The sequence below is a fragment of the Neorhizobium huautlense genome (assembly GCF_030811685.1).
In the GTDB taxonomy this organism is placed as follows: Bacteria; Pseudomonadota; Alphaproteobacteria; order Rhizobiales; family Rhizobiaceae; genus Neorhizobium; species Neorhizobium huautlense_A.
Window position 1 is genome coordinate 28,787 of the sequence record NZ_JAUSRF010000020.1, and the last position, 25,197, is coordinate 53,983.

20 protein-coding genes are annotated in these 25,197 nt (G+C 59.6%); 8 read left to right on the forward strand and 12 right to left on the reverse strand.

Features of this window, described 5'->3' with window-relative positions; all coding sequences use genetic code 11:
* The first annotated feature begins 21 nt into the window (after positions 1 to 21).
* On the forward strand, positions 22 to 504 hold the full coding sequence (locus J2T09_RS22905; protein WP_306838930.1) for a pyridoxamine 5'-phosphate oxidase family protein: 483 nt from the start codon (positions 22 to 24) through the stop codon (positions 502 to 504).
* Positions 505 to 651: 147 nt separating this feature from the next.
* On the opposite strand, the gene J2T09_RS22910 is transcribed toward J2T09_RS22905, so the two are convergent.
* Positions 652 to 1,416, reverse strand: a complete 765-nt coding sequence (locus tag J2T09_RS22910) for an exonuclease domain-containing protein (protein ID WP_306838932.1) — start codon at positions 1,414 to 1,416, stop codon at positions 652 to 654.
* A gap of 22 nt (positions 1,417 to 1,438) precedes the next feature.
* Complete coding sequence (gene dinB, locus J2T09_RS22915; protein WP_306838933.1) at positions 1,439 to 2,530, reverse strand: DNA polymerase IV; 1,092 nt, start codon at positions 2,528 to 2,530, stop codon at positions 1,439 to 1,441.
* A 339-nt stretch (positions 2,531 to 2,869) separates the two neighbouring features.
* Between dinB and J2T09_RS22920 the strand changes: the two genes are divergently transcribed.
* Complete coding sequence (locus tag J2T09_RS22920) at positions 2,870 to 3,928, forward strand: nucleotidyltransferase family protein (protein WP_306838936.1); 1,059 nt, start codon at positions 2,870 to 2,872, stop codon at positions 3,926 to 3,928.
* A 40-nt stretch (positions 3,929 to 3,968) separates the two neighbouring features.
* Here J2T09_RS22920 and J2T09_RS22925 read toward each other — a convergent pair whose 3' ends face one another.
* Positions 3,969 to 4,742, reverse strand: a complete 774-nt coding sequence (locus J2T09_RS22925; RefSeq protein ID WP_306838938.1) for an SOS response-associated peptidase — start codon at positions 4,740 to 4,742, stop codon at positions 3,969 to 3,971.
* A 115-nt stretch (positions 4,743 to 4,857) separates the two neighbouring features.
* Between J2T09_RS22925 and J2T09_RS22930 the strand changes: the two genes are divergently transcribed.
* Positions 4,858 to 5,691, forward strand: a complete 834-nt coding sequence (locus tag J2T09_RS22930; RefSeq protein WP_306838940.1) for a hypothetical protein — start codon at positions 4,858 to 4,860, stop codon at positions 5,689 to 5,691.
* 393 nt (positions 5,692 to 6,084) lie between these two features.
* On the opposite strand, the gene J2T09_RS22935 is transcribed toward J2T09_RS22930, so the two are convergent.
* Entirely contained in the window at positions 6,085 to 6,318 is a 234-nt protein-coding gene (locus J2T09_RS22935; protein WP_306838942.1) for a hypothetical protein, read from the reverse strand.
* 103 nt (positions 6,319 to 6,421) lie between these two features.
* Positions 6,422 to 6,637, reverse strand: a complete 216-nt coding sequence (locus J2T09_RS22940) for a hypothetical protein (protein WP_306838944.1) — start codon at positions 6,635 to 6,637, stop codon at positions 6,422 to 6,424.
* A gap of 380 nt (positions 6,638 to 7,017) precedes the next feature.
* On the opposite strand from J2T09_RS22940, the gene J2T09_RS22945 reads away from it, so the two are divergent.
* The 3 genes from J2T09_RS22945 to J2T09_RS22955 are packed head-to-tail and all read left to right on the forward strand — an operon-like array spanning position 7,018 to position 12,456.
* Entirely contained in the window at positions 7,018 to 7,770 is a 753-nt protein-coding gene (locus J2T09_RS22945) for an ImuA family protein (RefSeq protein ID WP_306838946.1), read from the forward strand.
* On the forward strand, positions 7,691 to 9,202 hold the full coding sequence (locus J2T09_RS22950; RefSeq protein WP_306838948.1) for a Y-family DNA polymerase: 1,512 nt from the start codon (positions 7,691 to 7,693) through the stop codon (positions 9,200 to 9,202). The genes J2T09_RS22945 and J2T09_RS22950 overlap by 80 nt, the downstream gene beginning before the upstream one ends.
* Entirely contained in the window at positions 9,199 to 12,456 is a 3,258-nt protein-coding gene (locus tag J2T09_RS22955; protein WP_306838950.1) for an error-prone DNA polymerase, read from the forward strand. Before J2T09_RS22950 ends, J2T09_RS22955 begins: the two co-directional genes overlap by 4 nt.
* Before the next feature lie 110 nt (positions 12,457 to 12,566).
* Here the strand turns inward: J2T09_RS22955 and J2T09_RS22960 are convergent, their stop codons facing one another.
* Positions 12,567 to 12,875, reverse strand: a complete 309-nt coding sequence (locus J2T09_RS22960) for a DUF736 domain-containing protein (protein WP_306839077.1) — start codon at positions 12,873 to 12,875, stop codon at positions 12,567 to 12,569.
* Positions 12,876 to 13,358: 483 nt separating this feature from the next.
* On the opposite strand from J2T09_RS22960, the gene J2T09_RS22965 reads away from it, so the two are divergent.
* Entirely contained in the window at positions 13,359 to 13,538 is a 180-nt protein-coding gene (locus J2T09_RS22965; protein ID WP_306838952.1) for a hypothetical protein, read from the forward strand.
* 54 nt (positions 13,539 to 13,592) lie between these two features.
* On the opposite strand, the gene J2T09_RS22970 is transcribed toward J2T09_RS22965, so the two are convergent.
* The 5 genes from J2T09_RS22970 to J2T09_RS22990 all read right to left on the reverse strand — a co-directional run bounded on the left by J2T09_RS22970 (position 13,593) and on the right by J2T09_RS22990 (position 19,420).
* The gene (locus J2T09_RS22970; RefSeq protein ID WP_306838954.1) at positions 13,593 to 14,519 is read right to left on the reverse strand and encodes an ArdC family protein; all 927 of its coding nucleotides are present in this window, start codon (positions 14,517 to 14,519) and stop codon (positions 13,593 to 13,595) included.
* Positions 14,520 to 14,818: 299 nt separating this feature from the next.
* Entirely contained in the window at positions 14,819 to 15,403 is a 585-nt protein-coding gene (locus J2T09_RS22975) for a hypothetical protein (RefSeq protein WP_306838957.1), read from the reverse strand.
* A 681-nt stretch (positions 15,404 to 16,084) separates the two neighbouring features.
* Positions 16,085 to 16,966 (reverse strand): DUF7007 domain-containing protein, encoded by an 882-nt coding sequence (locus tag J2T09_RS22980; protein WP_306838959.1) that lies wholly within the window; start codon positions 16,964 to 16,966, stop codon positions 16,085 to 16,087.
* A gap of 83 nt (positions 16,967 to 17,049) precedes the next feature.
* Positions 17,050 to 18,798 (reverse strand): ParB/RepB/Spo0J family partition protein, encoded by a 1,749-nt coding sequence (locus J2T09_RS22985; RefSeq protein WP_306838961.1) that lies wholly within the window; start codon positions 18,796 to 18,798, stop codon positions 17,050 to 17,052.
* A 304-nt stretch (positions 18,799 to 19,102) separates the two neighbouring features.
* Positions 19,103 to 19,420, reverse strand: coding sequence for a hypothetical protein (locus J2T09_RS22990; protein WP_306838963.1), 318 nt, complete (start codon positions 19,418 to 19,420; stop codon positions 19,103 to 19,105).
* Positions 19,421 to 19,657: 237 nt separating this feature from the next.
* On the opposite strand from J2T09_RS22990, the gene J2T09_RS22995 reads away from it, so the two are divergent.
* Positions 19,658 to 19,918 carry a hypothetical protein gene (locus tag J2T09_RS22995; protein WP_306838965.1) on the forward strand — a complete coding sequence of 87 codons (261 nt, stop codon included), beginning with the start codon at positions 19,658 to 19,660 and terminating at the stop codon, positions 19,916 to 19,918.
* A 161-nt stretch (positions 19,919 to 20,079) separates the two neighbouring features.
* On the opposite strand, the gene J2T09_RS23000 is transcribed toward J2T09_RS22995, so the two are convergent.
* The gene (locus J2T09_RS23000; RefSeq protein WP_306838967.1) at positions 20,080 to 25,173 is read right to left on the reverse strand and encodes a DEAD/DEAH box helicase family protein; all 5,094 of its coding nucleotides are present in this window, start codon (positions 25,171 to 25,173) and stop codon (positions 20,080 to 20,082) included.
* Positions 25,174 to 25,197: the final 24 nt, after the last annotated feature.

Consider the following 25,197-nt stretch of genomic DNA (forward strand, 5'->3'; position numbering starts at 1 on the left):
TCGAACAACAGGAGATCATCAATGACCGATACGAAAGACGATATCAGCAAAGTGTGGGAACTGGTCGATAAAATCGGCTTTTGCATGCTGACGACACAAAGCGGTGGGACCCTGCGTGCACGTCCCATGTCGGCTTACGCTAACCGCGATGAAAATGCCGTCTATTTCCTGACGGATGTCGCGAGCCACAAGGATGAAGAGATCGCCCGCCATCCGGAAATCTGTCTGGCATTTGCGGATTCCAAGGGCCAGAAATACGTGTCCATTTCCGGCACTGCCGAAATCCGCAACGATCGGGAAAAGATCCGTGAACTGTGGGCGACACCTGCCAAAGCCTGGTGGGACAATGCAGAAGACCCGTCGATCCGTATTCTCAAGATCACGCCATCATCGGCCGAATATTGGGACAGCCCAGGCACCGTCATCAGCTACATCAAGATGGCCGCTGCCGCCGTCAGCAGCGCCCGTCCTGACATTGGCGATAATGCCAAGGTCAACCTGTAAGATTCCTGACACCTGAACGGCTCGATCGAGAGCCGTTCATTGCATCTCGCCGGGTGGTCGTCGCTGTCGGGCCTCATAGGCCGTTGATACTCCAAATGACCGTCAGGATGCTGCACTGGAAACCCAACCACGGGGAACCAACTCCTCCTAGAAAAACGATTTTTGCGGCGGCTCGACCGTGACCCGCTGATTACTTTCGCCTCGCTGCGACAATTCAGTCTGTGCACTGAAGCGGATATCCTGATCCCTGTCGCGCGCCAATCCAGCGAGCACGCTGGTTTCGATACGATCCCATCCCTTGCCGCGGTCGGGTCCGGAAGGGACGCGCGGCAGGAGGCCGGGCTCTTTGCTCCAGGCAAGAAGCCGCTCGAGCGAAGTCTGGTTCAATAAGTCCCTCAGGTGATGAGCGGTAACATATGCGTCAGGCATGGCGCGGTGGGCGGGCAATCCGATCTCGTGAACGAGGCCGGCCGGCATGCGCTGATAACGCAACATCTGGTTTGAGAAACGCGGCAAATCCGGCCAGACGCGCAGTGCGGATTTCCAGGTACAAATCCAGGGCGTTTCGCCGGTGAAGCGCGGTTTGCAATATCGTTGCTCGAATGCTGCCCGATGGGCCGCCAGCGCATCGAGGCGCCCCGGCGGACGAAGAACGGCTGCAGCAGTTTCTTTCCAGAAGGGTGCATCGGCAACCTGTTCGTCCAGAATATGATGCACCGCCATTGTGTCGGGGGACATGGGACGTCCCGGATTGATCAGTATGGCGCCCCGTTCCTCGGTGACCTGCCACGCGGCGTTTTCATCAAGGACGACGTCTTGCCAACCGATCTCGCAGACATTGTCGGGGCCATTGCCGCCGGTCTCAAGATCGATGACGCGAACTCGGGGTGAGGACATGTCGATGATGGTCACCTTCGGATATCAGTTGCTCTGATTATAAATCGAGATCGAACTGTGGTTGTTCCGATGTGATGTCGCTTTCATCACCCGACAGAGATGAAAGCGTTATACCCAACAGGCGCACCGAAAGCTTGAACGGATAGACTGTTGCCAACAAACCGGTCGCGGCATGAAGGATGCTGTCGCGGTCAACAAACGGAATGCTTTCTGTCCTGCTGCGGGTGGCCTGGGTAAAGTCCGAATATTTGATCTTCACCGTAACGGTTCGAGCAGCAATGTCCTTGCCCTCGCAATAGCGCCATACCTTTTCCGCCAAGGGTCCCAATTCCAGCACGGCAAGATCGAGATCATCAATGTCTTTCGAGAACGTGTCTTCTGCCCCCACCGATTTCCTGACACGGTTCGGTTTGACCTGACGTTCATCGATCCCGCGCGCAATACCGTAGAAGTAAGGACCTGACTTGCCGAAATGCTTCGCCAGGAATGGCAGCGATTTCGTCTTCAGGTCAGCCCCGATCTCAATGCCGAGACGATGCATCTTCTCCGCTGTCGCCGGCCCGACACCATGGAATTTCTTCACGGCCAGTTGCTCGACAAAGGCGGCGCCATTCTTTGGCGTGATGACGGCCTGGCCATCGGGCTTGTTGAGGTCGGAGGCCATCTTTGCGAGGAATTTATTGTAGGAAATTCCGGCCGACGCGGTGAGCCCGGTGACCGCCTTGATCTTTGCCCGGATTTCGAGCGCGATCTCGGTGGCGATTGGCATGCACTTCAGGTTTTCCGTGACGTCAAGATAAGCTTCGTCGAGCGACAGCGGTTCGACCATTGGCGTGTACTCGGCAAAAATCTCACGGATCTGCTGCGAGACCGCACGGTAGACCTCAAATCGCGGCTTTACAAAAATCAGATCCGGGCATTTCCTGGCGGCCGTCACCGAGGGCATGGCCGAGCGAACGCCAAAAACACGCGCCTCATAGCTTGCCGTGGTCAGGACGCCCCTGGGGCCTTCCCCACCGACCGCCACTGGTTTGCCTCGAAGCTCAGGATTGTCGCGCTGCTCAACCGAAGCGTAGAAGGCATCCATGTCGACATGGATGATCTTTCGAAGGGGAGGATCATTACTCATCACTTTGGTTTAGGCCACCATCATGGTTCAGCATTTCGCGAAACAAAAAGAGAACATAACAGCATGGAGCAGCAAGGGCAATCCGACGGCCTTCTCTGACAACTTGGACACGTAGCTGTCGAAAAATCTGAGCTGCCTTTAGAAGTCGCTTCCCGGGACATGAGAGCAAAGCGCGGGTGCTTCGGGGACCGTGTTAGAAAGTGTTCGGAAATGCTATACCGGTTTAGCGAATCTAGTATAGCCACCGTTTTGGTTTGGCCGCCGGGTTTTTCGACCTCTACCCTTGGCCGCTCGAATTGAGTTTATACTATAATCGCGAAACCAGTATAAGGCCCTATCGTGAAGCAGATAGACATGATGTTTCGCACCATGGTGGCGGAACTGCAGCAGCGAACATTCGATGACGACTGGTCGGAAGATTTTCCGCCAACGGGACGGTTCGTACCCGTAAAGGTCGATCAGCGGACCTATTTCTATTTCGATCAGCCCGATGGTAAGGGCGGCCAAAAACGGCGTTACGTCGGCCCAGCGGATGATCAGGATATTGCCGTTCGCGTCTCCCAACAGAAAGAGCAGAAAGCCGACTACAAGGGCCGCCGCAAGCTGATTTCCACGCTGACCAGAGAGGCCGGCCTGATTGCGCCTGATCGACAAACGGGAGAGGTTGTTGACGCTCTTGCAAGGGGCGGATTGTTTCGATTGCACGGCGTTCTTGTCGGGACCGTCGCGTTCCAATCCTATTCCGCTTATCTCGGTGTTCGCCTGCCGATGGCCGCAATCCTGACGGGCGACCCTGATCTGGCGCAGGACTACGCCATTTCTGCCGAAGTTGGCGATAGTTTGCCACCGATCCTTGACCTTTTGAAAGCCGTCGATCCGACGTTTCGCGCGATACCGCATATCAGTGGATCGCAACGATCTCATGCCTTCCGAAACACGGATGGCTATCGTGTCGAGTTTCTCACCACAAATCGCGGTTCCGAAGAGTATGCGGATGAACCTGCGCGCATGCCTGCATTGGGATGTGCTGCCGCTGAACCGTTAAGGTTCATGGATTTTCTAATTCGCGATCCGGTCCGTTCCATCCTGCTGCACGCTGCCGGCATCTCGGTGGTCGTTCCCGATCCGGCGCGTTACGCGGTCCATAAACTGATCATTGCCGGACGGCGTCAGCACAACGCCGGCGGCAAGGCGAAGTCCGAAATAGATCTGATTCAAGCCGGAATGCTGTTTGATATCCTGCCGAGAACGGGTGGCGGCGGTGGTTTGTCGGAGGTTCTGGAGGAGGCGTGGGAGCGGGGCCCCGCCTGGAAAACAGCTCTGAGCGAAGGTGTTGCGGCAATGCCGCAACAATATTCAAGCGCGGTCAATCGCATGTTCGGGATATTGCGGACCTGACAAACTGTTTGGGTGACCTGATTTCGTCCGGGCACAGATTTCAGAACAGGCTTGCCTGCTCGATCTGTTCGCCAGTCTTGCTGACGATTGTAGAGCCGTAGGGTTCGCGCGAGGAGATGATGAGTTCGTCTGCCGGCAGGGGGCGCGCAAGCTCCTTGGCCTCATCCCATGGTGCCCGCATCCACGTTTCCGTTTCCTCATGGCTCAGCAGCAGAACCGGCATGGCCTTGTCATGGATAGGCTTCACCAGCGCGTTGGGATCGGTCGTGAGGAAACCGTAAAGGCCATCGGTGGTCAGTCCGTCTTTCACCTTCCGTACGCTCGTCCATTGCGGCACGTGTATGCCCGCAAAGAACATAAGCGACTTCTGTTCATCGCGCGCAAACCAGGCGTTCGGTACCTTGCCGCTGGGTTCCTGGGATGCCGGATCGGGTTCGGCAAACGTGGTGACAGGCACGAGGCAGCGATGCTCAACTCCAAACCAGCGCTTCCAGTGCCCGAGGTTGAGTTTGCGGACATTGGTGACACCGCGATCCGGCTCCATCTTCAACAGTTCGTCGAAATCGATCGACTTACCCTTGGCCTTCAGCTTTTCTGAGCGGGTTTTGGCAGCCTTTTCCTGAACAAAGACCGGGGAGGGGAGGCCCCAGCGCGCATTGACCAGTTGTCGCTTGCCCTCGACAGTATTTCGGATGATCGGCCCCATCTGGTCAGGATTCATCTGGTAGGCCGGCATGAGGTTGATCAGGCTCTCGACGTCCTTTGCCCAGGTGCTGACCCAGTCCTTGTCTTCCATGCAATACAAGTTGCACATTACTGGCATCGTCTCCGAGCAGAAAGCATGTCTTCAATCTAGGGCAGTTTCATCTTGGCGCCAGTCGGCTTTATGCCTTACGGCTTAGACGCGAGAATTTCGAGGAGCCAGGTTTGTGATCAAGACATGCCGCCATCTATTTGGATCATTCGCTATCGTGACGGTTGTGTCGTTGCTTCCGATTGCGGCAACGCCAGCGCAGGCGATCGAGGTCGGCCGAGTGGCCGGGCATTCCGTCGAGATAAAAAAGGAGGATTTCGAGGCCGCGCTGTCGGTCGATGGGCGACAACTGCACAAAAACTCGATCATCCTGTTTGATGAAATCGTGTCGATCAACGGCGTTCTGGCACTGGTCGGCTCCAGTTCTCCAGGTGGCAATGCCTGCGATGGCTCTCCATTCGTCTTATCTTTTGCCGAAACTCCGCGGTTGGACGGCCCCATCGATTCATGTGTCTCTATAGAGCACCGCGTTGAAGGAGATCGAATTGCCTTCTCGGCTTTACCGGTGCCGGGCCGAAAAACAGAACGATGGGAATGGACTTTGGCAGGCGGCTTTAAAACCTTGAGCGCGACCGAATTCCAGCCAACCGCGGGATCTGGTTGGGACAATCTTCGCGAACGGAAACTCACACATCCAGCTGACGCATTCCGAAACCAGGAAGTCTCGGCGTCGGTGCGATCCCTTGTCGGTCCTGATTTTGACTATTTCCAGGAACTTATGATTGGCGTGGGAAGCGGCGAGTTCAAAGGCGATGATTTCGTCGGATCGGCTTGCAGGCCACACAATTGCGATGAGGAAGCAGGCCTTCTCTTCCTGTCCAGACAGGATCGCGCCGTGTTTGCGGCATGGAAACCAGCGGGCAAGAAAATTGTTGTCCATCCGAATGTGAAGGCTTGGCCTGAAAAGGCAAAAAGCGAATTGCGGATCTGGGCTCGGCAGTGGGAGTGACGGCTTCAACACAACTCGAGGACCTGTTGCCGTTCAACGCAGTGGCAGCAGGTAGAAATCCTATCACTTCGAGCGGGCGTCCATTGGGCTGTAATTACCGCTGGAAACGTTGAAAACCGTCAATCCACGCGTCATGCTGTATTGCCTGGCTGTGGAAGCGATAGGGGTTTTCGAACCGGGAGTGGCCCTGCATGGCGGCGGCGTGGCCTTCAGCGGTCCAACGTGCAGTTGATTGCGCCGTTAGGAAAGCAATCCCATCATCTGCATGGGGCAAACAAGCCGTCATTTCGTTTCCTGGCTTTAACGGCACTTTCGGTCTCCCCACACAAACGTGCAAACTATGAGGGCGCCGAAGGTTTTCAAGACGTGCAGACGGTTGTGGTGAATGGATGATTATTGTGCAGCCTGACCACTCATAAATACGCGGTGCATTGTTTCCGCGATCGCCTGCTCAATCGGTTTTTCGAGCAAAATGTCAGGTTCGTTGGCAAGCTCAATGAATGTATGATCGACCAGCCGATCCTTCATCGGGCCCGAGAGATGATAGCGAATAGCGTAAGTGGCAAGCTTTCGCCGAAGTGCATCCATCTCTGCATCTGACACAACAACATTTCGCGGAATAATCATGACAGGGTTCCTCCACCGAATGACCGTAAGCCATAATTTCGGCATGTCCAATGAAGTTGGAGTGACCGCGCGGCTAGCATGTTCCAAGGGCGCAATGTCGTGATCAGGCCATAATCAAGTTGCGCGACATCAATCTTCGCTGCATTACTGCAGCCTGCCATTTCAACAGAAAACAAATAAGGCTCAGCATTTGCCAGATAAATCGCTCCGCTGGCTTCAGCCCCCAGATGTAAATGAGCGGCTCGGTTTCCATGAAGGAAACGAGGTCGCGAAAGTCTGGCCGGAGGGTTTCAAAGGGAACACAGCCGCGAAATGGCATTGGACAGTCCCGCCACGGGAAGCAGCTGGATTTGTCGATGGTACCGGCGATGAAGAGAAGGACGCCTTTTCTGCTCAGTCGGAAGCAAACCGTGTGTTCTTCAAAGACTGACGTTAATTCCTGTAAAGGGAAAATATAGGCTGCTTCTCGGCTTCGATTATCCAATATGCGATAGTTGATCGATTAAATATTTCCTCACAGCCTATGCCTCTGAATCTCATAGAAATTCCGGGGCCAAAATAGGCATGGGACAATATTCCCAACATTAGCACCGCTTGACTCTTCCCCTCGTCAGGAACAGAAACGGAACATCCGCATTTTGTCCAGCATGATGCTGGTCCTGAATTTTGTCACCACGACCTTGAAGGGAGCCGTGAACGATGACTGCTGCCCGGGAAAAGGTAATCGACGATCTGCGTGAGCGGATCTCGGCTTTGGAAGGTATGTCAGCCCGCAAGGCTGGCTGTCTTGCCTTCGGCGTGCCGGAAATCGATGCGGCCCTGCCCGGCGGAGGCCTTGCCTATGGCGCGCTCCACGAATTTGCCGGCGGTGGGGCAGGCACAGTTGATGGCGCCGCAGCCGCTCTTTTTACTGCTGGCATTGCAGCACGCACCAAAGGACCGATTGTCTGGTGCCTGACGCGGCCCGATCTGTTCTTTCCGGCGTTGGCCCAGGTCGGCCTTCATTCCGATCGGGTGATCTTCGTCGAGTCCGACAAGGATGAGGACGTGCTCGCCAATATGGAGGAGGGGCTTTCCTACGGCGGGCTCGGCGCCGTCGTTGGCGAGCTGGTCCGGCTACCGATGGTCGGTTCGCGCCGGCTGCAGCTGGCGGCAGAGCGGACCGGGACAATGGCATTGGCTGTGCGCCGCTGGAGGCGGCAGACGGAAGCCAATGACTTCGGACAACCGACGGCATCGACGACACGGTGGAGGGTGAGCGTCATGCCGTCCGACGACCTGCCGGTTCCGGGCGTGGGAAGGCATCGATGGTTTGTCGAGTTGATGCGCGTCAAAGCGGGTGAGTGTGCTGAGTTTCTCGTGAGGGCATGTGATGAGCAGGGTCGTGTCGATTTACCTTCCGGATCTGCCGACCGATCGCATTCGCCGCGACGATCCCTCCATTCCGCCTGAACAGGCCATCGCCGTCATCGCCAAAAGCGGTCCCAAACGCTGGGTATCTGCCGCGGACGCTGCTGCGAAAAAGGCAGGCGTGCATGTCGGCATGCCGGCGGCAAAAGCCCAGGCGCTGTTTCGCGGTCTGATGCTGGTCGATGCAGACGCAGCCGCCGATGCGGCGGCGCTTGAACGGATCACGCTTTGGGCTCTCACCCAATATTCCCCGATTGTCGCGGTCGACGGCACGGATGGCATCGTCATGGACACCGAGGGTGCGGACCACTTGCAGGGCGGTGAACTGCCGATGGTGACCAAGATCGCAAACCAGTTCCTGGCAAAAAAGCTGACGGCCCGCGTGGCGGTGGCCGATACCTGGGGTGCTGCGCACGCTTGCGCGCGTGCGATCACCCGTGAGACGGTGATCGTACCGATCGGAGAGACCATTCGCGCGGTGGAGAGGCTGCCGATTTCCCTGCTGCGCCTGCCGACCAAGATTATCGGCGATCTGCGAACACTCGGTTTCCAGTCGATCGGCGAACTGGCGAACACGCCGCGTGCGCCGCTCACCCTTCGTTTCGGTCCTGAACTCGGCCGACGTCTCGACCAGATTTTTGGACGGGTGTCCGAGCCAATCGACCCGATCCGTGCGGACGAACTGGTCGAGGTCACGCGCTCCTTCGCCGAGCCGATCGGTGCGGCCGAGACCATCGACAAATATGTTGGTCGTCTTGTCGTGCAACTGATCGATGAGTTGCAGAAAAAAGGGGTGGGCGTGCGCCGTGCCGACCTGATCGTCGACAAGGTCGACAATACGCGACAGGCCATCCGTGCCGGCACAGTCAAACCGTCGCGTGATATCGCCTGGTTGACCAAGCTGTTTCGCGACCGGACCGAAAAGATCGAGCCGGGGTTTGGGATTGAGCGGCTGACACTGGTTGCCATCATCGCGGAACCGCTTGAGGAGCTGCAGAAATCGTCTTCGCTGGTGGAAGAGGAGGTCACCGACGTTTCGCCGCTGATCGACATCTATGGAAACCGTGGGCACAGGGTTTACCGGCTGGCGCCACTGGCGTCCGACGTTCCCGAGCGCTCCGTCCAACGCATCAGCGCTGTCGCCGAGCCGGTTGAGGTATCCTGGGTTCATCACTGGCGCCGCCCGGTCAGGTTGCTGGAGCGACCGGAAGTGATCGACGTCATCGCACTCATGCCGGACCATCCGCCCGTCGCCGTCACCTGGCGCGGCAAGCGTCGCAAAGTGAAACGCGCCGACGGCCCGGAGCGCATCTTTGGCGAATGGTGGCGCCGTGACAGCGAGATGGAAGCCGTGCGCGACTACTTCGTTGTCGAGGACGACAGCGGCGAGCGCCTCTGGGTGTTTCGTTCCGGCGATGGTGTCGATCCCGAGACCGGCAGCCACCGGTGGTTCTGCCACGGGATTTTTGCATGAGATATGCCGAACTCCAGGTCACGACACATTTCTCCTTCCTGCGCGGGGCATCGTCGGCGCAGGAACTGTTCGAGCGAGCGACGGAACTTGGCATCGATGCCATCGGCGTCGTAGACCGAAACAGTCTGGCGGGGATTGTTCGAGCGCTCGAGGCATCTCGCGGGCCGGGTCTGCGGCTGGTGGTCGGATGCCGACTGGACCTCGCCGATGGAATGTCCATTCTCGTTTATCCGACTGATCGGGCCGCCTATTCCCGGCTGACCCGGCTGATCACGCTTGGAAAATCGCGCGGCGGCAAGAACAACTGCATCCTGCACTGGGATGATGTGATCGCCTATTCGCACGGGATGATCGGCATACTGGTTCCCGATCTGGCTGATGATCTCTGCGCGCTGCGCTTGAGGAAAATGGCCGAGGTGTTTTTCGACCGGGCCTATGTCTCGCTCTGCCTGCGCCGGCGGCCGAATGACCAGATGCGCCTTTATGAGATTGCCAATCAGGCGGTGCGGGCGAGAGTGAAGACAGTTGTCACCAATGATGTGCTGTTCCATGAACCGGGCCGGCGACAATTGCAGGATATCGTCACCTGTATCCGAACCGGCAAAACCATCGACGATGTCGGTTATGAGCGCGAACGCCACGCTGATCGATATCTAAAACCGCCGGAAGAAATGGAGCGTCTGTTTCCGCGCTACCCGGAAGCCTTGGCCCGGACCATGGAAATCGTTCACCGGTGCAAATTCTCCCTCGAGGAACTGACCTACCAGTACCCGGAGGAGGCCATCGTACCGGGCAAGGATGCCCAAGCATCACTGGAGCATTACGTCTGGGAATGTGTTCCGGATCGCTATCCCGAAGGCCTGCCGCCGAACGTACTCAAAACCGTGCGCCACGAGCTCGATCTCATCCGTACCATGAAATATGCGCCCTATTTTCTGACGGTGTTTTCAATCGTGCGTTATGCCCGCAGTCAGGGCATTCTCTGTCAGGGCAGGGGATCGGCCGCCAACAGCGCCGTCTGCTACATTCTCGGCGTGACCAGCATCGATCCGGTCACCAATGACCTGTTGTTCGAACGTTTTGTCAGCCAGGAACGCGACGAGCCGCCCGATATCGACGTCGACTTCGAGCACGAGCGACGCGAGGAAGTCATTCAGTGGATCTACACAACCTATAGTCGGGAAAAGGCGGCACTCTGCGCCACCGTTACCCGTTACCGGGCGAAGGGTGCCATCCGCGATGTCGGCAAGGCGCTTGGCCTGCCGGAAGATGTCATCAAGGCTTTGTCGTCAGGCATGTGGTCCTGGTCGGAAGAAGTGCCGGATCGCAACATCCGCGAGCTCAACCTCAATCCCGAAGATCGCCGTCTGGCCCTCACGCTGAAGCTGGCGCAACAATTGATGGGCGCTCCGCGTCATCTCGGCCAGCATCCGGGCGGGTTCGTGCTGACCCATGACCGGCTGGACGATCTCGTGCCGATCGAGCCGGCAAGGATGAAGGATCGGCAGATCATTGAATGGGACAAGGATGATGTCGAAGCCCTCAAATTCATGAAGGTCGATATCCTGGCACTCGGCATGCTGACCTGCATGGCCAAGGCCTTCGAGCTCATTCGCGCGCACAAGGACCGGGATCTGGATCTCTCCACAATCGAGCAGGAGGATCAGGCGACCTATGCCATGATCCGGCGCGCCGACACGCTCGGCACCTTCCAGATCGAAAGCAGGGCGCAGATGGCGATGTTGCCACGCCTCAAACCACGGACATATTACGATCTCGTCGTCCAGGTAGCAATCGTCCGGCCCGGTCCCATCCAGGGCGACATGGTCCATCCCTATCTGCGCCGACGCGAGGGCAAGGAGGCGGTCGAATATCCGACACCCGAACTTGAGGCGGTGCTCGGCAAGACGCTGGGCGTGCCGCTCTTTCAGGAATCTGCGATGCGAGTGGCGATGGTCTGTGCCGGATTTACCGGCGGCGAGGCTGACCAGCTCAGAAAATCCATGGCCACATTCAAGTTCTCCGGCGGTGTCAGCAAGTTCAAGGACAAGCTGGTTTCCGGCATGGTGAAGAATGGTTACACGGCAGAATTCGCCGAAAAGACATTCAGCCAGCTTGAAGGCTTCGGATCCTACGGTTTTCCCGAAAGCCACGCAGCGTCCTTTGCCTTGATTGCCTACGCGTCCAATTACATCAAATGCCATTATCCGGAAGCGTTCTGTGCCGCACTGATCAACTCCCAACCTATGGGTTTTTATGCGCCGGCCCAGATCGTCGGCGATGCACGCGCCCATGGCGTCGAGGTCAGGCCGGTCTGCATCAACCGCTCTCGCTGGGACTGCACGCTCGAGCGGATCGGCAACACAGATCGTCATGCGGTGCGTCTTGGCCTTCGACGGGTCAAAGGTCTGGCGGTCGCGGATGCTGCTCGCATCGTCGCCGCGCGTATGAACAGCGCTTTCGTTTCTGTTGATGATATGTGGCGCAGGTCCGGCGTACCGGCAGATGTGTTGGTCGAATTGGCAAAGGCCGATGCCTATCTGCCCTCATTGAAGCTCGAGAGGCGTGATGCGCTTTGGGCGATCAAGGCGTTGCGCGACGAGCCCCTGCCGCTGTTTGCCGCAGCCGCCGAGCGGGAGGCGCAGGCGATACCGGAGCAACAGGAGCCGGACGTGGCGCTCCGCCAGATGACCGATGGCCATAACGTCATTCAGGATTACAGCCATGTCGGCCTGACACTGCGGCAGCATCCGGTCGCATTTCTACGCAAGGACTTGCAGACCAAAAATATCATTACCTGCGCTAATGCCATGGGCACCCGCGATGGACGTTGGGTCTATACGGCCGGTCTGGTTCTCGTACGGCAAAAACCGGGCTCGGCCAAGGGGGTGATGTTTTTGACCATCGAGGATGAAACCGGTCCTGCCAATATCGTCGTATGGCCATCGCTGTTCGAAATGCGCCGGCGCGTGGTGCTGGGCTCGTCAATGATGGCGATCAATGGACGCATCCAGCGGGAAGGAGAGGTCGTGCATCTCGTCGCGCAGCAACTGTTCGATCTGTCAGGCGATCTGTCCGCTCTGGCCGACCGTGATACCGAATTCAAACTGCCCGCGGGCAGGGGAGACGAGTTTGCGCATGGTGGCGGACCGGATCCGCGCGATAAACCGAAACCGATCGTTCAGCCGCGCGATATGTTCATTCCAGATCTTCACATTGATACCCTCAAGGTGAAAAGCCGGAATTTCCAATGACCCCATGGCGGTCGCAGCGATGCCTTGGCGAAGAGCCTGCTGACATCGTCTCCAGACCCAGGATCCGATCAATCCGTCGGCCCCGCCTTGACGGCGGGGCCGATCTTGTTTCAGTCCCGGTTCGGGCGGGACCAGATGAGCTGCAGGCCATCTTCACCTTCGATCTCTACAAGCGTCGCGTAGATCGGAGCGGGGAAGCTCGGGTCGTCCAACTTGACCGAGAGAAAGTCGCGGCCCTCGCCAGAGGTCTTCTGCCAGGCTGCGCCCAGTTCGACATTGCCGGCATAGATGCGGAAGTGCGGTCCCTTGTCGGAAGGGTTTTCCACCCGGGCGATGCGAGCCTTGACGTTCAAGGCGAGGGTGCGGATCGAGCCGGAAAAGCCATAGTCTGCAGTGGTGAAAGTGCCGATGGTAGCCATGTTCATGTTCCTTTTCGTTTTTCGGGCCACGCCCATCGCGGCCTCGATGGCTGTCGTGCAGACCGGGGACGATCGGACCGCACCCAGCCGGGGTCCCCATCCGCGCTCGCGCGTTGGGGTGGCGATTGGGCCGGAATGAAATGGAGGGCGGCAACTGCCACTTTTGTTAGTCGGCGAGGAATGGCGGTGCAGCCGGCAGGGGTTAAGAAAAGTTGCAGTGCCGTTGCGGCAAAACGATCGAGGCAAAGCCGGTCTTCGGTCAGACATGCCTCATCGAGCCCGCAGATGGGAGGCCAACAAATGCAATCGGAAGGAAACCGGATATGGCGATACTGGGGAACTGTGAGCGCAGACCATGCTGATCTTATCGAACCGCCCTGGATTGATGCCGCAGCAGTGACTGGTGGAAACACGACATTCACCAGCTTGTTTCCATCCAAGCCCAAGCTATCGTACTGCCATGATTCGCCAGCCGGAGGACCAATGGCAAAGCAGACAAGGCCTTTTATCGTCGAGATCAAGCCGTCCCGGAAAACCAAACCTGATACGAAGAAAACCTCGATATGGGGATCGCTGGATTTAAAACCGGATCCGGCTCTGGACCCCGATATGCGATCGATTACTGCAGAGGCGGCTGCCCCGATCGAAGCGCAGCGCTCCTGATTGAACGTCGGGCCAACGATCGGTCTCGTCGGCCCACCACCGGTTCAGCTTTGATCAGGCCGCTAGTTGTTCGCCCTCCGGATTGCTCTGCAAGTCGTGAAGAAACGCGACAGCGCGCTGCGCATGGGCGGCAGCTTGAAAGATCGCACGCTTGTCACTGGCAAGCACCGTGAGCCACGACTGTAGATAGGATGCGTGATCCGGCCGGGGTTCAAGCTCCGGCACGAGGCCCAGGTCGGCGCAAAGAAAGCAACTGCCGAGCTCTGCGATCAGTTCCTCACGGGCACGTTCGCTCTTATCCCGGGCATAACGGGAGAGATCGCGGCCAACCCGATTTTTCTCCGCAGTCCAATGCACATGCTCGTGTCCGAGAACGGCGTAATAGCTGGCCGGATCCTTGAATGTCTCGAATGCCGGCATCTGGATCAGATCGGGGCCGGGCGCATAATACGCCTGATTGCCGCCGTGGTGCACTACCGAGCCTGTGTTTCGGAAGAAGCGATCGGCCAAGTCGATGCGCGCAACCGGATCCAAAACCGGCTCCGGTCGATGATGATAATGATCTGGCAGCCCATCGATCTGCTCAATGTTGAAGACGGTGTAGGCTTTCAGGAACGGGATTTCACGGTCAATCTCCCCGCCATTGCCGTCGGCTTCAGATTTGGTGAAGCGGCTGGCGAACACAACCGTCGAGCCGGTCTCGCCCTTGCGGACGGCAGCGCCCAATTCGAGCGCCTGCTTAAAAGTCATCCACATCGGCGAGGAAAAGCCGCGCGACATCTGCTCCGACCAGAGAAGCAGTACATTCATGCCCGAATATGGCTGACCGTTGTGACGCAAAGGGCGAGTGATCCTTCCATCGATGTTTCCGGCGCTCCAGGGCTTCATCCAGGGTCGCACGCCGGCGGCCAGCTCCTCGACAATTGTCTCGGTGATGCGGGTGTAAATGTCAGCCCGCGTTGCGTCTTTTTTCGTGCTCATCTCTTTCCTCCATAACAAGCCGGCCGCACCGATTGCGGCCCGTCGCGGAGGGCACAGGCAGGGGGGTAAGAAACGGGTTCCGGCACCGGAACGGCCGAAACGAAGTGGAGGACGGCGAAGCCGTTGCCTGAGACGGTGGCCCCTGCAGAACCGACGCCGAGGACGGGCCGCATCGGTCGCGTCTGGCGCACGCTTTTCCTTGTTTTTTCTTTCCTTCGGAAGAACCATAAAAAAGGGCCGGTCCCCAAGGGCCGACCCGATCTTGATGGAGGCGAGGAGGATTTCCCCGCCAGATGATATCAGTCGAATGCCGAGATCTGCGCTTCTGCAGCCTTGCGATCGACGGACTGTCCGGGATTTTCGATCGGGCGATCGAAGGGCTTCCAGGCCTCGCCGACGATGTGCTTGTAGGCGGCGACAGCACCTTCAGCTGCCATGCGCAGTGCATGAGCCTGGATGCCCATGTCTGCGGCGAACTCCCGTTTGCGGTGCGCGGCGCTATCGTAACCGACGGGACCGTCGAGATCTTCGTCACGGGCGTCGTTTGCAGCCTTCGCGGTGGCGTCGCGTGCCTGGGTGACGGCACTGCCGTAGAACTGTCCGGCACCGTGCGCGGAGCCGACATAGGCGCCGACGATCCGCTGGAGGTGGATCTGCATTGCGCGTTCGCCAAGGCCTTCGCTGAGAGCATCTGCGGTCTCGGTGAGGAGCCGTTCGTGGAGATCGCGAATCCCGTCGCTGTCGATGACCACGGCCCCGAAGCTTTCAGCGATCTTAAGCGCCTGGGTGACGTCCGGGCAGGTGAGGCGGACCATTTCGACGGTGGCGCCCTTGCGGAGCTGGACGACACGCGTTGAAGAGCGATTGGTTGCGGGCTTTGCCATGGTGGTCTCCTTGTCGGTTGCCTAAGGGCTCGAACCGGCTCCCTGCCGGCCCTCCCTCGGGTGCGGTCGACCAAAGCCTGCGACCAACGGGCGGCTTCACAGGTCCGGAAGCCCTGACCAAGCGAATTGACTTTGTGGTCAAGCGGGGAAAAGCCCTGCGCGGGACGCGAAGACGGTTTGCGAGGGAGGGGCGGTAGGCCGCCACGCGGCGCGATAGCGGCCTTGAAACGACCGGCAGCAGGCTTAAGACCGTGACATACCCGAGAGAGATCAGGCAGGGTCCGAAACGGATCCCGGAACCGACACTTGAGACCACCAACACAGCACCCGCACGATCTCAGTCAAGCGGACGTTTCAGCGGAAGATGCCCGTGAGATATGACCCCTCACTGCCCATCAACTCCGCAGCAAGAGTCAGAAATCGTGGTGGCACGACCGACCATGCGGCTTTCGCCCTCCATCATGGCCTCTAGTTCAGCACGTCGTTCGAAGGCAAGCCGGCTTGCATGGTCCAGCAGCAACGCCCGACCGGAGGGGCCCCGTCGCCGACCATATCGCCTTCGCCAACGTGCCAGCACGCCTGCCGTCATAGTCAGTCGCTTGGCGCGATGCGCGATCTGACGCTGGATACGATCGAAGTCCAGACGATTAGCTCCGCCATCGATGGGATGGCCTGCAGGACTCATGCTGTCGACCTCGACCAACCGACAAAGGACGACGGCCCGTCACAAAGCTGGTGGCGAGCCTCGTCGATAACGAAGCCGAACGGACCGCGACCGGCATACTCGTCGCTGTCAATGAGGTAACGTCGCTCGCCCCCCCCAATCTCCCGCTTAGGACCACGACGCGCCACGACTTCCGTCATCCCGGCATGGTGATCGGAGAAGATCGCCGATGACACGATCCAACTGTTGGCATGGATCCCGTCGAATACTTGGCGATCCTTGGCACGAGACTCTCCTGCGACCAGCAGCCGGCCATGCACAGTCTCCCAAAACTCCGGCCATCTGTGCCGGATGGTTTCGTCTGCCGTCCGTCGCTCATATCCCGTGAACAGGTCCGGAAATGCATGGGCAACCACCGCCCATTCGACATCTTCTTCGTACCAGCCGGTGTCGTTTCGGAGAGCGGAGGGCACGGCAAGGTTTCGGTCGGAAGAAAGATGGAAGCCGCCATGGCCGGCAGTGGCGTGACACACGATACCCGGTCCGTAAATCGTCGCGGACTGTGACATGCCCCAAGGCGTGCTGCAGGAAATGCGGGCCTGGACGCGGCCGAGATCATGCAAGTCGCGCTGATGCTCGGCGGTTTCGATGACGCGCGCGACGAAGGCGGCCTCGTCGGCGAGGTGGCCGTCATGGCGATAGAAGTCCTGTTGTCTGAGTGCCGGCAGCGGCCCTATGGGTCGCCAGGCGCTTGCCAGAAAACTTCCTGCGGGCGTCGTGATCATGGCAAACACAAGCTCGCGGGTACGCGCTACCGGAAATCCCTCGGCGCTGAGGGAGAATTCTATGCCGAGCGCTTCGGCGATCGGATCGCTCTGCTGAGTAGTGAGCGTGGGCATCGGATGCTCCATCGTTTGCTGAAAACAGAAGCGCCGCCGGTGATGCCGGCGGCGCGATGAACCTGAGATCCGTTGGTTGGAACCTATTCGGCGGCGACGTCGTAGGCGGTCTCGTGGTCTTCGAGACCGCCTACGACAGACTCTTCGGCGTCATCCACGACCTCGTCCGCATCGGCATCAATCGCGTCGCCACCCGAGACGCCGTCATCCTGCTCCTGATCCGCTTCGGTCCTCTCTTCTTCCACCCCCGCTGCCTCGGCATGGCGGAGCAAGACCGTCACATCCCGGCGATCCGGTGCGAAGAACGCGCTCGCATGCACGAGCTTGGCGTCGCCTGCGAAATGCTCGACGAGTGCTGCACGGGTTTCGCGAACGCGGGCCTTCGGCTCGATGCCGACATCTTTTGCCGCGACCTCGAGCGCCTGACGCGACAGGCACACGAGGAAATCCTCGCTTCCCATATCCGGCAGATAGCTGTCGGCGCCAATAGCATCGCCGGCGATACGCGAGATCACGCCGCTGTTCGACATGCCGCGCCGGCACGAGAGCACGTCGATCAGCGCTGCGCGCGCAGTGATGCGAACCGTGTCCATGTCGAACGACAGGCGACCATCATCCGTGAAGAGACGCGCGGCATGGCGCCCAAAGCGAGCGCCGCCATAGTATGCACCGCCAGCACCAGAATCGACCCGAACATTCAAGCTGGCAAAGGCAAGGACGAGGAGCGCCATCAGCATGTCGTCCTCGATCGGAGCGCGGGCCAGTGCGTCATGCAGGGCGTCGGTGCGGAAATCGCCGATCATGTCGTGGCCCTTCTGGGTCACATCGGGGCGCGGCGTGGAAACTGTCGTATCGTCAACTGTCGTGCCATTATCGGATACCACCGATCCGCCCTTGAACGGCTTCGGTTCGGGCATACGATAATGCACCGCCTGAACCTTGCCGTCGCGGTCGAGATACATCCCGGTATGATCGCCCTTGCCTGGCTTGCCGTAGACGCGCTCAGCCTTTTTCGGCAATGCCGGCTGGCCGTAGTTGTTGACCTCGACGATCGCGCCCTTCTTCGGCAGGTTGCTGGTCATCCACTCCTGCTGGGCGCCAAGAAACGCCTCGACATTGGTGGTGAACCGATTGTCCTGGTCGGCCGGACCAAAAAGATCGTCTGCCCATTCGATGCCATAAGCTTCCCTCAGGTCGTCACCGAAGCTCGCATCACGGGCGAACATGCGGGTTTTCGAAAGACCACTGGCAATCTGCCACCAGGACGCCGTGTCGCCTTTCTTCGGCTTGTTAGCCTTCCACACCTGCTTCTGATCCTCAAGCGAGGCCGCCGCGATGGTGCGCAGCTGCTGCTCGTTCGGCATGTCGCCACGGGCCATCTGATCGAGCATGGCCGGCAGAACATTGGCGAGCAGCCGCAATTTGCGGATCTGGCGGACGGGAAGGGAGAGCGCAACCGCGATCGCTTCTTCGGTCCAGCCAAGGGCGACGAGGCGTTCGATACCGCGCCATTGGTCGACTGGGTTCAGCGGCTCGCGGGCGATGTTTTCGACCATCGAGCGCATGGCGCCATTGTCGTTTGCCGCCTCGCTGACGACGACCTCGATTTCTTCGAGGCCGGCGGCGATCGCGGCCTGAACGCGGCGATGTCCCGCCTGGATCAGATAGCCATTGCCACCGTCGACCTGTGGCGACACGACGGGCGGCTGGATGATGCCGACGGCCTTGACGGTCGCAAGAAGAAGAGCATCAGACTGCGGCGACGATTTCGACTGACGGGCATCGTCGGGGTTGGCGTTCAGCGCACGGGGATCGATCTTCAGGATTTGCATGGATAAGCTCCTTGTCCGATATGGAGCGACGAGGCTGTCGCTCCTTCCTGTCTTCTCTGATTTTCGAAGACACTTTCCGGACCGCAGAGCGGGGGACCGGCCGCAATTGCGGGCGAGCAATCCTGCCGCGAAGCACAAGCGGGGCTAACAGCCCTGCGAAGGGTGGCGGCAGGGTTGAGGAGGCGGCGATTGAACGCCAGTGCCGGCCGGAGAACCGATCGGCGACCGGTTTCACTTCCGCTTTTCCATTTTCCTATTTTCTGGAAGGCCGGCTCAGCGCACTGTGCGTTCTGATTTTCCCGACTTATGGACGACGGGTGAACAGCGCCCGCGCATCGCCCAACATTCTCTTCAGGATCATCGACCTGTCCATGACAGGCGAAGCGACGGGAAGGGGCAGTGCTGGTGGGGAGCGACCGGGCGTATCGAGACCACTGGCGTCCGGTAATTTCGGCTCTCGGACTTCAGCCTCAATCGCGATGTGCGAGATGGTCGTTTCATCCGACTTGACGACGACGGCAACCTTGCGCCCGGACCGGAGTTGATCGACAGCCTTCTGAGCGGCCGCCTGCTCGTCGCTGGCTTCGACGAGAGAGGTCTGGCTGACGAGATAAAACGGCATTTGTTCCCACGGATTTTTGCCGACAGTTTCATTCTGGCTGACGCATGGTCAAGCCCGAAAAGCGACAATGGACAGAAATACAATAGCTTGGACGAGAACAAGGCATTGCCGAACGCCCTCTCGCCTGCACCGGCTTCGTTCAGTTACTGTTGATGAATCACGTTTTACGTCGCGATCTTTAGCCCCCACTGATAAAGATCGCCGCCCACCCTTCTGATCACATCGAGACAAATGAGCATGGACCGCACAGGCCGAAAATCCATCGCACAACGTGTCATTGATCGCGCCAAGGCGCGTGGCGAACCGATTGATCAGGACCCTGACTTTGTCGCTTTGCTGGATGAGTGGATAAACGGCGATATCGACATCAAGCAAATGCGAGCGAAGTATCTCGATGTTCTTGCTCATCAGAAATCTGAGCGGCGAGGTCGCTGGGCGCGGCGCGTTGGCACCGGCGCCGATGCGCCTGATCCCGCGGCGGAAGAAAACGATGGATAAAAAAGGGCCACGATAATCGCGGCCCGTAAGGTATGGAGGTAAAGTTGCCTCCAGAGGGGAACAGCTGCTGCAGCGAAACTGGGAAGAGTCCGCCATGTGCATCAGCTCAACAACTTATGCCTGATGTTCGTTCACGCTGCACATAGAATTTGCGCATACCGCTATGCGCCATCTGGCATACCGTTGTCCGCCGCTGCGTCCGAAGCAAGCGACGCCTCCAGCACCTTCAGCGCTTCGCGTTTTTCGATGAGATCGGAGGCGAAGGCAAAGGTCCCGCCATCGCGGGAACGATATGAATTCAGTTGCCGCCGAGCATCTTCCAGTCTTCGCCCATATTGCAGCTTTTCCTCTTCGAAGCCGGTCAGAGCATGCTCCAGCCGCGAGATTGCACCAAGCGGTGTCACCGTGACCGAGAGATCGATTTCGTAATCGGCACCCGTGCGCTCCAGCTTGGTGCAGTAGCGGTATCCATCACCGCGCGCGAACCGCTCCCCTTCGAAGACAAGCTCGAATCCGCCGATGGACGCCAGTCGAACCTCGCCTTGCCTCTCCAACTGCACGAGTGTCAGGATTTCCTTCATCAGCGCGCGGCCGGCGTCCTTGCGATCAATGAAACGCTCCCCCATCAACAGCATCTCAAAGGCATCGCCGGATGTGGGAGAGAGTCGGTCGATATCCTGGCCGATCTCGCCGATGCGCCGGGTCGAGACCTCGATCTCGCGCTCGGCGTCGCGCATCTGCCGGCGGACGGCATATTGATCGTCTTCGTGGGCAGCGCGCAGCCGTTCGAGCCGGGCAATATCGGCCTCCAGTCCGGCCTTCTGCATCAGCCGCTCGTCGCCGGATGCGATGGCCTTGGCCATGGCGAACTGGTTGGCGGCGCCTTCACCAACATCTTCCAGACGGCGGATCGACGTGTCGCCCGAGAGCGCCGCCGCGATGAACCTGGCCTTGCGTTCGTTGTTCTGCCACATGGAGGCATCAAGTGAACCTTCGGTCGCATAGGCGAAGATATCGACCTCGTCATGCTGATTGCCCTGGCGGACAATCCGGCCCTCCCGCTGCTCGATCTGCGACGGCAGCCACGGGACATCGAGATGATGGAGGGCTTTGAGCCGAAGCTGAGCATTGACGCCGGTGCCCATCGTTTCGGAGGATCCTATCAGGAAACGCACCTTGCCGGCGCGGACATCGCCGAACAGCCGCTGCTTGGCCGCTGTCTTCTTATAGTCCTGCATGAAGGCGATCTCGGACGCCGGCACGCCGAGCCGTATTAGCTCGTCGCGGATCCAGCGATAGGCCGAGAAGCCTCGCGATTTCTCGACATTGATCGTGCCGAGATCGGAAAAGATCATCTGGGCGGCGCCCGGCAGATCGAAGTCATTGCCGTCGGGGCGGCGATAGGTGGCTTCGCCGGTCTCCTTCCAGATCCGGTGTGCATTGCGGACGAGCAGATTGAGCTTGTTGTCCTCATCATTGCCGGCATCTCGTTCCACAAGGCGCATATCGATCGCGGCGTGACGGCCATCGGTGATGACGGAGAGAAGGATGTCGTCACCCGGCTCGGCCGGCCCCTCGCGCTTTTCGATCATCCGGATTCGGTCATCCAAGATGCGCTGATAACCCCTGAACTCACTTGATGGGATCGCAGTCAGAATTTGACGTTGCCCGGTCGAGAGGTTGGGCACCCTCACATACTGGCGAAGGTCGTCCGGCATGACCACATCAGCAAACGAGCGGAACATGGCGATCAGCTCGGGCACGTTGACGAAAGAGGCGAAGCGGCTGACCGGCTTGTATTTGCCGGATGGCTGGATTTCGAGTTCGGTCGTCGTGTCGCCGAAGCAAGATGCCCATGCATCGAATTCATGCAGCCCGCGCTCGGCAAGGGCGGCATGGCCGAGCAGGCGCTGGACGGAAAACATCTCGCCGAGCGTATTGGTGATCGGCGTGCCCGACGCCAGCACCAGCGCCCGGCCGGGATTTTTCGTCTCGATAAAGCGGGACTTCACGTAGAGATCCCAGGCGCGCTGCGATCCGTTCGGATCGATGCCCTTCAGCGTCGACATGTTGGTGGCGAAGGAAAGCTTGCGGAATTCCTGCGCCTCGTCGACCACGATCTGATCGACACCGATCTCAGAGATCGTGAGAAGATCGTCCTTGCGAGTGGCGAGCCCATCTAGCCGCTCCTGCAATCCCTCCTTCAGCCGCTCGAGCCGCTTGCGGGAAACGCGGTCCTCGCTGTCGACCTTGGTCAGCAGGTCCTCGTAAAGCTGCAGCTCGTCCTGGATCATCTGTTGTTCGAAGGCCGAGGGAACGGCGATGAACCGAAACGCAGAATGGGTGATGATGATCGCGTCCCAGGTGGCGGTTGCCGCCCGCGACAGGAAGCGGGCCCGCTTGTCCTTTGTAAAGTTGGTTTCGTCTGCCACGAGGATGCGGGCGTTCGGATAGAGCGCCAGAAACTCGCGCGCTGCCTGCGCCAGGCAATGGCCCGGCACGACCAGCATCGCCTTGGCGATCAGCCCGAGCCGACGCTGTTCCATGATCGCCGCCGCCATGGTCATCGTCTTGCCGGCGCCGACGGCGTGCGCCAGATAGGTCGAACCATCGGCAATGATGCGCCAGATGCCGCGCTTCTGGTGCCCATAAAGAACGAAAGCGCCAGAGGCGCCGGGAAGTTTGAGATGGGAACCGTCGAATTTTCGCGGCGCGATGTTATTAAAGCGATCGTTGTAATCGCGCGCCAGCCGGTCAGTGCGATCGGGATCGGTCCAGACCCAGTCCTGAAATGCCTGTTTGATCCGCTGCAACTTGTCGCGCGCGGCCTCGGTATCGACGACGTTCAGCACGCGCCGTTCGCCGTCGACATCCTTGAACACGTCGAAGATCTGGGGGACACGGCTGTTCAGCGCATCGGCGAGAAGCTCGCCCGCATGCCGGCGGCTGGTGCCCCATTCGGATGTGCCGGCTGCAGAAAGCCCAAGCTGTCGCGCTTCCACCGTCCAGGACCCGAGTTCCGGCATATGATGGATGCGAATATCGGCCTCCATGATATCCTCCACGAACGCGACGACGTCGGCGGCCGAGATCCAGGGAGCGCCGAGGCGGGCGGTGATATCGGAGGGCCGAAGATCGGCCGGCTGGACATCAGTGAGGGCGCGGACATTACGCTCGTAAGCCAGGTCGAGCTCGGCCGCGGCCTGCGCGGCGATGAGCTTGGTGCGGACAGCGCCGGAGAGATAGGCATCCGAGGTCTGCCAGACACCGCTTTCCGGATCCCGAAACACCTCGTCGCCGAGCGCGTCGATGACTGTCGCCACGTCGATATGCAGCAGTTCGGCGATATGATCGAGATCGACATGGCCGCGCTCGTTGAGGACGACCGCCAGCGCGTCAGCCGCATTGGTGATGACAGGCGACAGTGGCGGAGCGATCACGCGAGAGGTGAATATTGGGCCCGGCCTCGCCGTGTCGGTCTTCAGGTCATAATCCTCGATCGAGGCCACCAGCCAGCAATCGGGATCGTCGCGGAAGGGTGCAAGGTTAGGTTGACGATGGGTTTCCTTGACCTCACCGGTCTCCTGATCCTCCTGGACCGAGACGGTGGTGTGGTTGATTGGGCCGAAGTCGCGGACGAAGGCTGACCAGGCGAGGCGCAGACGCACCTGAAGATCGCGCCACGGTCGATCAGTATCCTGCGCCTTCAGCACCTCGCGCACGGCATCGCGGATCGGGATCAGCTTCGAGATGATCCGGATATGCTTTTCCGAGATGCCATCGCCAGAGCGACCTTTGCGCTCGGCCACCGGCACAGCCGAGCCGTCGAGCATCTGCATCAGGCCCTTTGCCCGGTCGACAAAAAAACTCCCTTCGCGAACGGGGTTGTCTTTCGGCCGGAGATCGACGACCTCGGCAAGCTCGTCCTCCAGATCGATGTCGATCGGGGTTGGCTCGCCGTCATAAAGGCCGGCCGGAAGAAGATCGATGGCCGCGGCGAGCGCGATCTCGAGATCGGCGCCGCCGCTGCCACGGCATGTGTAGGTCTCGCCGAATGGCCCAGAGGTGAGGGCATGGCCGCCGAGCACGAAGTCCGGATGGCGGGCGAACCACCGGTTCACCCGGATAGCTCCCTCATCGTCGGTAGCCGTCCGCACCTCATCGACATCGATCCACATTTGGTCGCCTTCGGGCTCGCCGATCTTGCGCTTGCGGAAGAACAGGATGTCGACCACGACATCCGTGCCGGAGTCGCGGCGAAAGCTGCCTTCGGGCAGGCGGATCGCTGCGATCAGGTCGGCGCATTTCGCGATATGCTCGCGGGCGGTGGTATCGGCCTTGTCCATCGTGCCATGGGAGGTAACGAAGGCCGCCAACGCGCCGGGCTTCAGGAGATCAATCGAACGGGCGATGAAATAGTCATGCAGGCGCAAGCCAAGCGAACGGTATGACCGGTCGGAGCGTACGATGCGATCGGAGAAGGGTGGATTGCCGATAGCGAGGTCGTAGATCGGTGAGAGCTCCGTGCGGGCGAAATCGCCCTCGATGATGCGGGACCGCGGCTGCAACAGGCGAACGATACGCGCGGTGACCGGATCGAGCTCGATCCCAGTGAGAAAGGCGCCGTCCCGATACGCTTTCGGCATCAGCGCGGCAAACAGGCCCGTGCCGATGCCCGGCTCAAGCACACGGCCACCCCGCCAACCAAGACGCTGGATCCCAGACCAGATCGCCCGGATGATGAATTCCGGGGTGAAATGCGCATATTGGGTGCAGCGGGCCAACGAGGCATAGTCCGCTTCCGAGACGGCGGTTTCGAGCGACGATCCGAGATTGTCCCAGCCGTCGCGGAAATCGATCTCACCCGGCCGACGGAACATGCCATTGGCAAGTTCGCCAGCACCGAAGCCAGTAAAGCGGATCAGTTGCGCCTGCTCTTTGGCTGTCGCCGGCCGTTCTTGGTTGGCAATCCCGTCAGCGACCAGGATCGCCGCAACGTTGGCGCGAGCGCGGTCCTTCCAGGATGCGCCGAGGCCGCGGCCGCCATCAAGATAGAAATTCTGGCGCCGGCCACTCCGGTCTGCAGGAGCCACCGCGACTGGCAAGGCCGGGGCGACGGGCGGCGGCGTGGGATCGGGATCGTCGTCATTGGCCGCTGTGGCGTCGAAGCCGCCAAATGCGGTGACGCCGAGCCCGAGGCCAGAAGACAGTGCAGAGCTGCCGAACATGTCCAGCGTGAAGGGATCGTTGCTCATCGGAATGTTCCTTTCGGATGCGCG